Raw genomic sequence first — 13,551 nt, 5'->3', positions numbered from 1 at the left:
CCCCGTTCATGTTTGTTCAATCGCCGTCCGGAACCGTCGAAACACTACGTTCGACCATCAACTCGGCGGCGGATTGGTGACGTTTCCACAGCGCTTCGGCACCTGAAAAATCGGTACCGAGCTCCGGTCCGAGGTGCTCCAGATCGTAACGCTGCGTACAACCACTGCCGATAATTGGTGGCGCGTTCGCGACAGCCTTCTCCAGCGGATCGACCATGCGTTCCTCCCGCGCCACCGGCGACGATTAGTTGAATACCAGCGTCTTGTTGCTATGGACCAGCACACGCTCTTGCAAGTGATAGCGCAGACCGCGCGATAGCACCATCTTTTCCACGTCCTTGCCCAGCCGAACCATGTCTTCGATGCTATCGCGATGGCTGACGCGCACCACGTCCTGCTCGATGATCGGGCCGGCGTCCAGCTCCTCGGTCACGTAATGGCAGGTCGCCCCGATCAGCTTGACCCCGCGTAGCGAAGCCTGATGGTAGGGCTTGGCGCCTGCAAACGAAGGTAGAAAGCTGTGATGAATGTTAATTACCCGCTGCGCATATTCTTCACATAGTTCGGGTGGAAGAATCTGCATATAACGGGCAAGCACAATCACATCGGCCTGCTGCTCACGGACCAGGCGCGACACCTCAGCAAACGCCTCGTCCTTGCGCCCCGGCTCGACCGGAACGTGGAAATACGGAATGCCGTGCCACTCGACCATGCTACGCAAATCGTTGTGGTTGGAAATAACGCAGGGGATATCGCAATCCAGTTCGCCGCTGTGCCACCTGTGCAGCAGATCGGCCAGGCAATGCGACTCCCGACTGGCCATTAGCACGACACGCTTGCGCTGTTCCGAATCGGTAATCCGCCACTCCATCGAAAACTCACGCGCTATAGGTGCGAATGCCTGCCGGAACCCAGCGAGATCGAACGGCAGCGAGTCGGCGCGGATTTCATGGCGCATGAAAAACCAGCCACTCTGATGATCCGAGTGATGATTGGCTTCGGTGATCCAGCCGTTGTAAGTGGCCAGGAAATTGCTGACCTTGGCGACAATGCCAACGCCATCGGGGCAGGCAATAACCAGCCTGAACGTGCGCATTAAAGGTAACTCCAGCTTTAAAAAATGGTGGCGCATTCTAGCGCAGCGAATAAATCGGCAGCCAGGTTATTGAACAACGCCAACCTTAGTCCGCAGCTACGGGTCGGCATAGGGCTGAAGCAACCGGTAACGTCTCAATCCCTCAGCAACAAGAAGGTTATCGACCTCCGGCCAAGCCGAACACATACCCAATTAGATTGATTACGCCATCGGTAAGGCGAATGGTTTACACCGATGGGGCTTGCGCCCGATATATCAACCAAGCAGTCGCAAATGCTAATTTAAGCGGAATTTCGATTTTCCTTCATGAAACTAACTGAGCGACATTAGCCACCGAAGCAAAGCCGGAAGAGTACCGTCGCTGATCTTTATTCAACGCCATATTTACTTGTGCATTGCGGCTGTCTATGATTGCAAACACTTGCGTTCAACCTATACCAAGGAAGTGACATGTCGCTGATCAATGAATACCGCGCCACAGAAGAAGCTATCAAGGAGCTCCAGGAACGCCTGAAGTCTCTTTCTGCAGACGACAAGCTAAAAAAAGAGCTTGAGTTCGAAGGAAAACTACGCGAACTGATGGGTGAATACCAAAAGTCGCTTCGCGATATCATCGCCCTGCTCGACCCAGACGCCAGAAACAGCAAGACACAGCGCACAGCAAAGGCCCCGGCGGCAACCAAACGTGCCCGCCGCGTAAAGCAGTACAAGAACCCGCATAACGGCGAAGTGATTGAAACCAAAGGTGGCAATCACAAGACTCTCAAAGAGTGGAAAGCCCAGTGGGGTTCCGACGAAGTTGAAGGCTGGGCTACCTTGCTCGGTTAAATCTCGGCGCTACACCTAAAGCCATCCGATGCTTCATGCCAAGCATGTCGCGCCAGATGGCTTTTTTTTGGACGTTTGATTTGAAAGATCAGCGAACGTAGCGTTCACGCAGGCCGCGAGCATGTACGGCCCATTGTTGCAGGAGCTGTACTTGGTTCGGGCTGGCTGAAACCAGTAACGCCTGCAGGCTGCTCTCGAACTGACTCAGGGTGTTTGGCGCGCCAAACTCGGGCGCGATTAAACGTTGCCGGCAAAATTCCTCCCACTGCAGTTGTTCCGCTGCCGAAAGGCATTCAGGGAAATTCCGCGCACGGTAACGAAAATGCAGTTCAGGTAGGCGTGCATCATCAAACGACAGCACTTTACTCGAACTAAGCGAGGGCGCGAGGCTTCTGACCTGTTCACACAGCCGCCGATCTCGCTCCCCCAGAAAGCCGTCATAAAGTTGCTGTTCCGGATCAGACAAGTTGGCGAACGCCTGCTCCTGATAGACGTCAGCGAGTTTCACACTCCATTCTGCTTGTCGACTGCGTAGATCGCTTGCCCTGGACTCGCAACATTGCAAATCCAGGCCCAATCGATCGATATCCGATTTGCGCAAGACATTCATGGGTGCAAGTACCGGGCAGCGATTGACGTGCACCAGTTTCAGGGGAATCGGAAGCCTCTCGCCGAGCTCCTCACGGCGGGTATACAGCCGCTCGCGAAGTTCTTCGGCCGTATCCTCCCAGAGGGGCGAGCATTCAGCGTTGAGGTCACAGACGATCAACGCGTTGCGATTGCGTGGGTGCCAGGCCAGTGGCAATACCACGGACATATAATGCCGGGCGGCGGAAAAGCGCCCGGACACATGCACCATCGGCTTCAACAGCTCGATCTGTTCGACCACGGCGTTCTTGCGCCGCAGCTTGTACAGGTAGTCATAGAGCCTCGGCTGGCGTTCCCGTATCAATCGAGCCAGGGCGATGGTCGCCCGCACGTCCGACAAGGCGTCGTGCGCCTGCAGATGCTCGAGCCCGTTGGCCACACTGAGGCGCTCCAGCTTGAGCGTTACTCGGCCGTCTTCCTCGGGCCAGACAATCCCCTCCGGACGCAACGCATAAGCAGTGCGGACCACATCGATGAGGTCCCAGCGGCTATTGCCACCCTGCCACTCGCGCGCATAGGGATCAAAAAAGTTGCGGTACAGGCTATAGCGCAGCACCTCATCGTCAAAACGCAAGGTGTTATAGCCGGCGCTACAGGTGCCCGGCTGCGCCAGCTCCTGGTGCAGCCGAGCAATGAATTCGGCTTCGCATAACCCCTTTTCCGTCAGGGTCAGCGGGGTGATACCGGTCACCAGGCAGGCGGCAGGGTGCGGCAGGATGTCGTCGCTGAGACGACAGTAAATATTCAGCGGCTCGCCAATTTCCTCCAACGCCTCGTTGGTGCGGATCCCAGCGACCTGCAACGGTCGATCGCAGCGCGGCGAGATGCCTGTGGTTTCAAAGTCGTACCAGAAGATGCTGGGTGTCACGGGAGCCTCCCTCTCGGCCTTCACTCGCCAGTCTAGCGCGCAGGGTGATCGCAGGCCGCATCATCTGCCCACCCTTGTGCGTCAGGTCCGCACAACTTGGCGATCTCTGTATGGGAGGCATTTCGTTTAAAAATGCCGAGCAGGTTCTGGCCGAAAGCGACGTTCGATGCTTACATAGCGGCGATATTGCCTTGGCCAAAAACGCGAACGCTCAATTTGATCGGCCATGAGCAGCGGCCTCGCACCAGCCCACTTGGATCGATCGTCGAGAACAACATTGCCTCCCGCCTCAACAGCACCGCTGGACAACACGCACAGGGTCGAAACCCCGGAGGGCATCGATCTCGTGCTTCGTCCGGCCGGCCTGGTGCCTCGCGCCATGGCGTTCGCCCTGGACTTGCTGATCCGTATCGCGCTGTTTCTGGCGTTGGCGATGGGCCTCGGCTCGTTGGGCACCTTCGGCATGGGTGCCGGCGCTTTGCTGCTGTTCGTCGTGCAATGGTGGTACATGGTGTTGTTCGAAGTACTCAATGAAGGCCGCACGCCAGGCAAGCACTGGCTGGGCCTGAAAGTGATTCACGATGACGGTACACCGATCGGCTGGGCGTCGTCGCTGACACGTAACCTGCTGCGTTTCGTCGACATGCTGCCATTCGGCTATTTTGTAGGGGCGATCTGCTGCCTTTGGCACCCTTCCTTCAAGCGTCTTGGTGATCTGGCCGCCGGTACGCTAGTGGTTTACCACGAGCGCGGTGTAGTCGTGGCGACGCTTCCGATTGTCGACGCCATTGCATCGCCCTTTCCGCTGGAATTGACTGAACAGCGCGCACTGATCGGCTTCGCCGAGCGACAGCCGAGCCTGTCGCCAGAGCGTCGACAGGAGCTGGCGGCAATCCTGGCAACGCCCCTGCAGGTTGCCCCTGAACAGGCCGAGGCACGCCTCAACGGCATCGCTCGCGGTCTGGTGGGGCCGGCATGAAGCAGAGCCAGTTCGAGCGTGTCCATCAAGCCGAATGGCAAGCGTTCAGAGAAACGCTTGATGCGCTGGAACGCCGCAAAAAAACTCCATCCGTTTCGGTCAGCGAATTTCCGGCAGCCTATCGATGCATCTGCCAGCAGCTCGCATTGGCTCAGGCGCGCGGCTACAGCACCCATGCGATCGATAATCTGCAAATATTGGTGCAGCGCGGGCACCAACAGCTCTACCGCCACCGCAGCCCTCTGGCAGGCCGCATGCTCGGCTTTATCCTTGGCGGGTTTGGCCGGCTGGTTCGCGAGCAATGGCGCTACGTGGCCGCCGCCAGCGTGGTGTTCTATGTCAGTCTGCTGGGCATGGCGGCACTGGTCATGGCGTTTCCCGAACTGGTCTACAGCCTGATCAGTCCGGAACAGGTCGAGCAAATGGAGGCGATGTATGACCCCGACGCCAGCCGCCTAGGTCGCTTCGGCGAGCGTGGATCCAGCGAAGATTGGGTGATGTTCGGCTATTACGTCATGCACAACATCGGCATCGCCTTCCAGACCTTTGCAGGAGGCCTTGCATTTGGACTGGGCAGTCTGTTCTACCTCCTGTTCAACGGCCTGACCATCGGCGCGATCGCGGGTCATCTGACTGGAATTGGCTATCACCAGCCGTTCTGGTCATTTGTCATCGGTCACGGTGCGTTCGAGCTGACCGCCATTACCCTGGCCGGAGCCGCCGGACTGAGACTCGGTGACGCGCTCATCGCTCCGGGGCATCTTACCCGCGGCGAAGCCTTGCGGTTGGCCGCCGCCCAGGCGGTGCGGCTGGTTGCCGGCGCCACCTTGCTGTTGCTGATCGCCGCCTTCATCGAAGCCTACTGGTCATCGATGACCTATCCGTCCGCGTCGGTCAAATATGCCGTAGGCGCGCTGCTATGGCTGTTGGTCGGCCTGTATCTCTTGCTGAGCGGCAGGTCCTCCCATGCGCCTGAGTGACGCAACCATGGAAATCCGCCCGCGCAACGCCTGGGAATCGCTGGATCTCGGCACCCTGTTGGCACGCCGACAAGCCCAACTATTGGGGCTCAGCTGGGCGCTGCTGACCCTGCCGGTGTTCGCGCTGCTCAGCCTGGTGTTCTGGCGGCACCCGACGCTGTCGCTGTTATTGTTCTGGTGGCTCAAGCCGCTCTATGAACGCCTACCGCTGTTCATCCTTTCGCGCTCGCTATTCGGCGATACCCCAACCCTGCGCCGCAGTTTCAGGGCGTTACCCGGACTGCTGCGTTCGCAGTGGTTTTCCAGCCTGACCTGGCGCCGGTTCAGCCTGACCCGCAGCTTCGATCTGCCAGTGCTGCAGCTCGAAGAGCTGTCAGGCTCGACCAGACGATACCGCCTGACCATCTTGAAGCGACGCGACACCGGCGCGGCACGCTGGTTGACCATCGTCGGCGTCCATCTGGAAAGCGGCTTGTGGATGGGCGCGCTTGCCTTGCTCTACATGTTGATCCCTACGCAGCTGCTCGCTGAATGGACCTGGCAGGACCTGCTGAAGATGGAGGGCGACTGGCTCTGGCTTGAGCACCTGTCCAACCTGTTGTACGTGCTGATCCTGATCATCTGGGAGCCGATTTACGTCGCCAGTGGCTTCAGCCTCTATCTCAATCGACGGACCATACTCGAGGCCTGGGATATCGAACTGAGCTTTCGCAGATTGCGGGCACGTCTGCAGCCGTTGCTGCCGGTCTTGCTGCTAGGCATCAGTCTGCTGCTGGTCTTGCCAGTCAAGAACGCTCACGCCGACACCCCGACGGTCCCGGCTATCGAACAACCTGCACCCGCCGAGCCGAGTCCAGAAAGCGCACGCCTGCTCAAGCAGCCACTGACCAGCCAGGCCGCCAGCGAACGGGTCACCGAGCTGCTGAACCAGCCGCCGTTCAGAAACCGCGAAACCGTGACTCGCTGGCGCTTTGGCGAACCCCAGGCGCATGCAGAACCGGGCTGGCTGGAGCAGCTGCTCAACCGTCTGCTGCGCGGCGGCGGCCTGCAACGCAGCTTTGAACACGTCGCCACGGGTGTTGAGATCATGCTCTGGGCAACGCTCTTCGGTCTCATCGCGCTTACCCTTTGGCGCTATCGGGAGTGGTTGAGGGTTCATGTCGGGCGGCTTCGCCCTGCCGCTGCAAGGCCGCGCCAGGACGCGCCAGCCGTGCTCTTCGGTCTCGATGTCCTGCCCGAAAACCTTCCGGCGGATGTCGCCGGTGAAGTCAGCCGACTCTGGGATGAGCAACCGCGCGAGGCGCTCGGGTTGCTCTACCGGGCATTTCTCAGCCGACTGCTGCATGAGCGCAAGCTGCCGTTGAAGTCCGCTCACACCGAAGGCGAAATCCTCGACCTGCTGCGCCAGGATGGTCGATCGGAACTGGTCCGCTACGCCGAGACGCTGACCGGCTACTGGCAGAATCTCGCCTACGGTCATCAGATCCCACCGAGCACCGCACGAAACGAGCTGTGCGATCGCTGGCGCGAATTGTTCGGCACCAGGACGTCCGTGTGAGTCGTCGTCGCACAATTGGCCTGACCGTCGCTGGCGCGCTGCTCGGTGCGCTGCTGCTGTTCGCCGCGAGCAAGGCAACACGCTACCAGCAAGTCATTGAGCGAGGTCCTGCGCCACAGGTGCGCGCCAATCCCTACCTGGCAGCTGAACGCTTTCTCATCGACCGAGGCACAGCGGTCACCCACACCGAAGGCCTTAGCGGACTGTTCGAGGTGCCACCGAAGGATCGGATCCTGCTTTTGCTGGGCGAGCGCGCAGAGATGACACCAGGTCAGAACGCGCGCCTACTCGAATGGGTCAATGAAGGCGGTCATCTGGTGTTCGTTGCCGAACGCCTATGGGACGAGCACACGGGTAAAAGTGGCGACTTGCTCCTCGATACCCTGCACCTGCAGCAATACGAAACCACCGACGACGAGACCAACGAGGCCACTAAGCAGATAGCCAGCGATGAAAAGCATTCCATGCTGACCCGGCTGTATCTGGAGAACGAAGACGCACCGGCCTATTTCGCCTTTGACACCGATTATCACCTCTACGATGCCGGCAAACGGGCTCATGCCTGGGCCAACAGCGACGGCGCCACGCATATGCTTCAGCTAAAGCATGGCAAAGGTCTGATCACCGCGCTCACTGATAGCTGGATCTGGCAGAACGACAACATCGGTCGCTATGACCATGCATGGCTGCTCTGGTACCTCACCCAGGATCGTGACGTGACACTCGCCTATCGCACCGAACACGACGGCCTGTCGCAACGGCTGCTGCGTTATTTCCCTGAAGCGCTGACCGCCTTGCTGCTGATGCTGCTGTTCGCCGTCTGGCATCGAGCCCAAAGGCAGGGTCCCATCGTCGAGACGGCCGACCGTGGCCGCCGGCAACTGCAGGAACACCTGCGCGCAAGTGCCGATTTCCTCCACCGCCATGCCGGTCAGCGCCATCTTCTAATCGGCCTGCAGCGCGACATACTTCGGCAGGCACGCCGGCGCCATTCGGGATTCGAAGCGCTGACCTATGCCGAACAATGTCGGGTGCTGGCGAAACTCAGCCGACTGCCCACCGATGCCATCGAGCAGGCCTTGCGCCAACCCGCTGAAAAGCCTGTCAGCACCGCCGAATTCACCAATCAGGTTGCCCGCCTGCAAAGCCTCAGGAATGCCCTATGAGCGAACCCTCAAGCGAACGGAACAATGCTCCCGCTGCTGGCGCAAGCAGTCAGCGCCAGCGCGCAAGCCAGCTGGCACAGGCGCTGCGTCAGGAGTTGCACAAGGCCGTCATCGGCCAGCAGGATGTCGTCGATGGCGTTCTCACCGCGTTGATTGCAGGCGGCCACGTGCTGGTCGAGGGCGTGCCCGGACTCGGCAAGACGTTGCTGGTCCGCGCGCTGGCGCGTTGCTTCGGTGGCGAGTTCTCGCGCATCCAGTTCACGCCCGACCTGATGCCCAGCGATATCACCGGCCACGCCGTCTACGATCTGGCCAGCGAACAATTCAAGCTGCGCAAGGGTCCGGTCTTCACCAACCTGCTGCTCGCCGATGAAATCAATCGCGCCCCGGCGAAAACCCAGGCGGCGCTGCTGGAGGTCATGCAAGAGCGCCAGGTCACACTCGAGGGTCGCGCGCTGGCAGCACCGCAACCCTTTCTGGTGATGGCCACGCAGAACCCCATCGAGCAAGAAGGCACCTATCCCCTGCCTGAAGCCGAGCTGGACCGCTTCATGTTGATGCTGCGCATGGATTACCCGCTGGCCGACGAGGAGCTGGAACTGGTCCGTCAGGTCACCCGCTCGGCGCGCACCGATATCCTCGACGTCAGCGGGCTGCGCGTGCTGTTGCAGGCAAAGGATGTCCAGGCCTTGCAGAAAATTGCCAGCGAAGTGCCACTGGACGAACAGGTACTCGACTACGCGGTGCGCCTGGCCCGCGCCACGCGCAACTGGCCGGGCCTGGCTTTGGGCGCGGGACCACGCGCCTCGATTGCGCTGGTTCGCTGCGCGCGGGCACGCGCGCTGTTACGCGGCGGTGAGTTCGTCACTCCGGACGATATCAAGGGCTGTGCAGTGGCGGTGCTGCGGCATCGTGTCAGGCTCTCGCCCGAACTGGATATCGAGGGGACCTCGGTGGATCAGTTGCTGCGACAATTGCTCGACCAGGTCGCGGCGCCGCGCCTGTGATCCAAGCCAGCTCATGGGTACTGCGATGAGCCCATCACGACGACAGATCTATCTGCTGGCAGTGCTGCTCGGCCTTGCCCTGCCGCTGAACGTACTGACTGCGCTAGACACTCCACTGCCCAGCGCCGTGAATATGGCCTGGTGGGGATTGCTGCTGTGCCTGGGTCTGCTTTCGGCGCTCGACGCGGTTTCCCTGCACCGGCAGCCTTCGCCCACGCTGCAACGCACCCTGCCCGGCCACCTGGCGCTGGGTCGCTGGCATGACGTACAGCTGCAACTTCACGCCTTGCTGACTCGGCCCTTGCGCCTGGACATCTTCGATCATCCGCCAGCCGGGATGACGTTTCAGCACCTGCCACAACATCTAACCCTCGTACCGGGGCAGCATTGCGGGTTCGCCTACCGGATCTGCCCGGAACGCCGTGGTCCCTTCCACTTCGATCAGTGCGAGATCCGCCTACATGGTCCATTGGGATTATGGCGCGAACGCCGCCTGCTGCCGCTGGCGTCACAGACACGCGTCTACCCCGACTTCACCCGACTGCACGGCGCACCGCTGATGGCCGTGGACAGCTGGCTGAGCCGCTTGGGTGTACGTCAGCAGCCGCGCCGCGGACTGGGTCTGGATTTCCATCAGCTACGCGAATTCCGCGAAGGCGATACCCTGCGGCAGATCGATTGGAAGGCGACTGCACGCAAGCGCATGCCCATCGCCCGCGAATACCAGGATGACCGCGATCAGCAGATCCTGCTGATGCTCGATTGCGGCCGGCGGATGCGTAGCCAGGATGACGCGCTCTCGCACTTCGACCATGCGCTCAATGCAAGCCTGCTTCTGGCCTACGTCGCCCTGCGCCAGGGCGACGCGCTGGGCCTCTACAGCTTCGCCACCGAGCAACGCCGCTTCCTCGCGCCGGCCAAGGGCCAGCTGCAGCTGAACGCCTTGCTCAACGGTGTTTACGATTTGATCAATACGAGACAACCAGCCGACTTCATGCGAGCCGCCGACGAAGTCCTGAGGCGGCAGAAACGGCGAGCGCTGGTGGTCATCCTGAGCAATCTGCGCGACGAAGACGACAAGGATCTACTCGGTGCGGTCCGCCAGCTCTCGCGCCGACACCGGGTTCTGGTAGTGAGCTTGCGTGAACCGGTGCTCGACGGGTTACGCCAGCAACCGGTGAGCAGCGTCCAGGATGCGCTGGATTATTGCGGCACGCTGAACTACCTGAACGCCCGAGATCGCCTGCATGAACGGTTGCTGGCTCATGGCGTCCCGGTGCTCGATGCGCGTCCGCATGAGCTGGGGCCGGCGTTGATCAGTCGCTATTTGGCGTGGAAGAAAGGCGGCGTGCTATAGCCGTCATCCGGCTTCGCAGGGAAACGTAAAACGCCAGCCGCCGACGAAATATTCAGACCCCGTGACAACGATCCTGATCGATGGCCCTGCTGGGTGGAGCATCGCTCAGAGGCAAACGAACAAGCGGAATGTTCAACATCGGACGGAAACTGAAATAGTGATGCAACGCGTCGATCATGTGCCGGATTTCGCTGGGTGGCGTGACCAGCACGAAACCAGAATCGAAGCTGCCCGGGGTGACATCCTCGCGGGACCAGCGGCAGATCGCGCTGAAATCGATGTAACGCAGCTGGCCGTGCTGGCCTGGTATCTTCAGGCGCATCTCGAAGCATGCGTCGGTCATCATCGGATACGGGCTGATGAGCATCAGCCCAGTCTCTGACAGATTGCCGATGAAGCCCAATGGCTTGTCGGTGAAACGATTGAACACGTTGAGGTAGTACGGCAACTGATGCCGCTGGATGCTGCGCTGATTAAGCATGTTCATTGGTTCCGGACCTGCCGCCAACTTGATCGCTGCGACCGTTCCGGCCGCTCAGCTGCAATTTCTAGTGATACGACTGGCCAACTGCCGCCGCGCCGCCCCTATTTCTTCATCACTGTAGTAGACCCGCCCGTCCTTTGCATCGGTGCGAAAGTAACGTCCGCCATGGGACAGACGCGACAGGTCCTGACGCAACTGACGGCACGCCTGCTCGCGCCGGGCATGCTCTTCATTGGCTGCCTGATCGGCGGCCTGTTGCTCTTGCCGACGGGCCTCGAAAAAGCGCTCGGTGCGCGCTTCTCGCTCGCGGGTCGCCTCGTCGCGCTGGATGATTTGCGGTCTGACCTCGACCGGCTTGGCACCGGGCCGCGGTTGTGCGTCGAAATGCACATTTCCCTGCGAATCGACCCAGCGGTAGATCTCGGCAGCCGTCAACGGCGAGGACAACAAGGCTACAAACAGTATCGGTGCGACGTGCATGGGATTCCTTCCCAGCCGGTCTTCGACTAACCGGCTTCGCTCAGGGTTTGACGACGTGGGTAACCACCCGCTCCTCCGGTTGATAGTGCCCTAACTGACGCAACGTCTCCAGTCTGGCGCGACCACGGAAGGCATATTCGCTGGCTGGGTAGCGGGTCTCGATGAAGCGGTAGGTTTGCGCCGCATCGACGAACAACCCCTGACGCTCCAGGCACTGCCCGCGCAGCAGCGAGATTTCCGGCTGAACGTTGTCGCGTGGACGGCTGCTGCGCTCGGCCTGCGATAGGGCAAGCATAACCTGCTCACAGTCACCTGCTTGATAGTGCTGATAAGCACTGTCGAGATGGCGATCGAGTGCACTTCGGCTGCTACAGCCTACGCTGAGAGTGATCAGAGAGAGTATGACAAGGGTGCGCATGGATGGATCCTCCGTTGCCGGCTTATCGACCAGGGAGAAAAAAACTACAGCCCGTTCGGCGCGCCAGAACATGTCGCGGCTGCTCGCATGCAGCCGCCAAAGAGTAGTGCAAGCCAACAATGACTACAGCCGCACGGCATAGTAGCCTCCCGGCCATTCTGAAGAAGGAGCATTGAATGATCTCGCGCCGTACCAAAATCGTCGCCACGCTGGGTCCTGCCAGCAGCTCACCGGACGTACTGGAAAAAATGATCCTGGCCGGCCTCGATGTTGCCCGCCTGAACTTTTCTCACGGTGCCCCGGATGAGCACCGAGCCCGGGCGCAGCTGGTACGGGACATCGCCGCCAAGCACGGTCGCTTCGTCGCCCTCCTGGGCGACCTGCAAGGGCCGAAGATCCGCATCGCCAAGTTCACCGACAAGCGCATCGAACTGGCCGAAGGCGACAGCTTCCGCTTCTCCGTCACCCATCCGCGTGATGCCGGTACTCAGGAGGTGGTGGGCATCGACTACCCGGACCTGGTCAAGGATTGTCGTGTGGGTGACGAATTGCTGCTCGACGACGGTCGCGTGGTCATGCGCGTCGACAGCGCCACCGCCGATGAGCTGCATTGCACCGTACTGATTGGTGGTCCGCTGTCGGATAACAAGGGCATCAACCGCCGGGGAGGCGGCCTGACCGCACCGGCGTTAACCGCCAAGGACAAGGCCGACATCAAACTGGCCGCCGACATGAATCTGGACTATCTGGCCGTGTCCTTCCCGCGCGATGCCGCTGACATGGAACTGGCCCGCCGCCTGCGCGACGAGGCCGGATCAAGCGCCTGGCTGATCGCCAAGATCGAGCGCGCCGAAGCGGTCGCCGATGATGAGGCGCTCGACGGCCTGATCCGCGCCAGCGACGGCGTAATGGTCGCGCGTGGCGACTTGGGCGTTGAAATTGGCGATGCCGAGCTGGTGGGCATCCAGAAGAAAATCATTCTTCACGCACGCCGCAACAACAAGGTGGTGATCACCGCGACCCAGATGATGGAGTCGATGATCCAGAACCCGATGCCGACCCGCGCAGAGGTTTCCGATGTAGCCAACGCCGTTCTGGACTACACCGACGCGGTGATGCTGTCCGCCGAAAGCGCTGCCGGTGAATACCCGATCGAGGCAATCAAGGCGATGGCACGCGTCTGCGTCGGCGCCGAGAAGCATCCGACCAGCATCAAGTCCGGTCACCGCCTGGGCCAGCGCTTCGAGCGCAGTGACGAGAGCACCGCGCTGGCAGCGATGTACACCGCCAACCATTTCCCCGGCGTGAAGGCGATCATCAGCCTGACCGAAAGCGGCTATACCCCGCTGATCATGTCGCGCATTCGCTCCTCGGTACCGATCTTCGCCTACTCGCCCCATCGCGAGACCCAGGCACGCGTCGCCATGTTCCGCGGCGTGCAAACCATTCCGTTCGATCCGGCCGCGCTGCCAGCGGACAAGGTCAGCCAGGCGGCAGTGGATGAGTTGCTCAAACGCAACATCGTCAACGTGGGCGACTGGGTGATCCTGACCAAGGGCGACACCTATCACGGTACCGGTGGCACCAACACCATGAAGATCCTGCGCGTTGGTGATTCATTGAGCTGATGGCTACGAGGCGCGCCAGGTATCGGCCATCGTGGGCTGATGCCTGACGCGCTT

14 protein-coding genes are annotated in these 13,551 nt (G+C 60.6%); 8 read left to right on the top strand and 6 right to left on the bottom strand.

The genetic code is table 11. From position 1 onward, the window contains the following. Nucleotides 1–16 precede the first annotated feature (16 nt). The gene (locus CH92_RS05035) at nt 17–217 is read right to left on the bottom strand and encodes a hypothetical protein (protein ID WP_025240688.1); all 201 of its coding nucleotides are present in this window, start codon (nt 215–217) and stop codon (nt 17–19) included. Between the two features lie 27 nt (nt 218–244). Then, a complete protein-coding gene (purU, locus tag CH92_RS05030) occupies nt 245–1,096 on the bottom strand; it encodes a formyltetrahydrofolate deformylase (RefSeq protein WP_025240687.1) in 852 nt (283 codons plus the stop codon). Between the two features lie 450 nt (nt 1,097–1,546). Here purU and mvaT point away from each other — a divergent pair, with 450 nt between their 5' ends. Beyond that, complete coding sequence (mvaT, locus tag CH92_RS05025) at nt 1,547–1,924, top strand: histone-like nucleoid-structuring protein MvaT (protein ID WP_025240686.1); 378 nt, start codon at nt 1,547–1,549, stop codon at nt 1,922–1,924. Nucleotides 1,925–2,012: 88 nt separating this feature from the next. Here mvaT and sbcB read toward each other — a convergent pair whose 3' ends face one another. After that, the gene (gene sbcB, locus CH92_RS05020; RefSeq protein ID WP_025240685.1) at nt 2,013–3,440 is read right to left on the bottom strand and encodes an exodeoxyribonuclease I; all 1,428 of its coding nucleotides are present in this window, start codon (nt 3,438–3,440) and stop codon (nt 2,013–2,015) included. Between the two features lie 226 nt (nt 3,441–3,666). Here sbcB and CH92_RS05015 point away from each other — a divergent pair, with 226 nt between their 5' ends. Genes CH92_RS05015 through CH92_RS04990 form a run of 6 tightly spaced genes read left to right on the top strand, consistent with a single transcriptional unit; the run spans nt 3,667 to nt 10,487 of the window. Continuing rightward, complete coding sequence (locus CH92_RS05015; RefSeq protein ID WP_080689968.1) at nt 3,667–4,419, top strand: RDD family protein; 753 nt, start codon at nt 3,667–3,669, stop codon at nt 4,417–4,419. Then, complete coding sequence (locus tag CH92_RS05010; RefSeq protein WP_025240683.1) at nt 4,416–5,399, top strand: stage II sporulation protein M; 984 nt, start codon at nt 4,416–4,418, stop codon at nt 5,397–5,399. The genes CH92_RS05015 and CH92_RS05010 overlap by 4 nt, the downstream gene beginning before the upstream one ends. Next, nucleotides 5,386–6,957, top strand: a complete 1,572-nt coding sequence (locus CH92_RS05005; RefSeq protein WP_025240682.1) for a DUF4129 domain-containing protein — start codon at nt 5,386–5,388, stop codon at nt 6,955–6,957. Before CH92_RS05010 ends, CH92_RS05005 begins: the two co-directional genes overlap by 14 nt. After that, on the top strand, nt 6,954–8,123 hold the full coding sequence (locus CH92_RS05000) for a DUF4350 domain-containing protein (protein ID WP_025240681.1): 1,170 nt from the start codon (nt 6,954–6,956) through the stop codon (nt 8,121–8,123). The genes CH92_RS05005 and CH92_RS05000 overlap by 4 nt, the downstream gene beginning before the upstream one ends. Continuing rightward, complete coding sequence (locus CH92_RS04995; RefSeq protein ID WP_025240680.1) at nt 8,120–9,130, top strand: AAA family ATPase; 1,011 nt, start codon at nt 8,120–8,122, stop codon at nt 9,128–9,130. The genes CH92_RS05000 and CH92_RS04995 overlap by 4 nt, the downstream gene beginning before the upstream one ends. A gap of 25 nt (nt 9,131–9,155) precedes the next feature. Then, on the top strand, nt 9,156–10,487 hold the full coding sequence (locus tag CH92_RS04990) for a DUF58 domain-containing protein (protein ID WP_025240679.1): 1,332 nt from the start codon (nt 9,156–9,158) through the stop codon (nt 10,485–10,487). A gap of 52 nt (nt 10,488–10,539) precedes the next feature. Here CH92_RS04990 and CH92_RS04985 read toward each other — a convergent pair whose 3' ends face one another. The 3 genes from CH92_RS04985 to CH92_RS04975 are packed head-to-tail and all read right to left on the bottom strand — an operon-like array spanning nt 10,540 to nt 11,869. Continuing rightward, entirely contained in the window at nt 10,540–10,974 is a 435-nt protein-coding gene (locus CH92_RS04985) for a PilZ domain-containing protein (protein ID WP_025240678.1), read from the bottom strand. 48 nt (nt 10,975–11,022) lie between these two features. Then, entirely contained in the window at nt 11,023–11,451 is a 429-nt protein-coding gene (locus CH92_RS04980) for a DUF4124 domain-containing protein (RefSeq protein WP_025240677.1), read from the bottom strand. A 40-nt stretch (nt 11,452–11,491) separates the two neighbouring features. Continuing rightward, entirely contained in the window at nt 11,492–11,869 is a 378-nt protein-coding gene (locus CH92_RS04975) for a tetratricopeptide repeat protein (protein WP_025240676.1), read from the bottom strand. Between the two features lie 176 nt (nt 11,870–12,045). Between CH92_RS04975 and pyk the strand changes: the two genes are divergently transcribed. Next, on the top strand, nt 12,046–13,497 hold the full coding sequence (pyk, locus tag CH92_RS04970) for a pyruvate kinase (protein WP_025240675.1): 1,452 nt from the start codon (nt 12,046–12,048) through the stop codon (nt 13,495–13,497). Nucleotides 13,498–13,551: the final 54 nt, after the last annotated feature.

The sequence above is a fragment of the Stutzerimonas stutzeri genome (genome assembly GCF_000590475.1).
GTDB lineage: Bacteria > Pseudomonadota > Gammaproteobacteria > Pseudomonadales > Pseudomonadaceae > Stutzerimonas > Stutzerimonas stutzeri_D.
The sequence above is the reverse complement of the archived record's forward strand: the minus strand, read 5'-3'. Positions and strand labels throughout refer to the sequence as shown.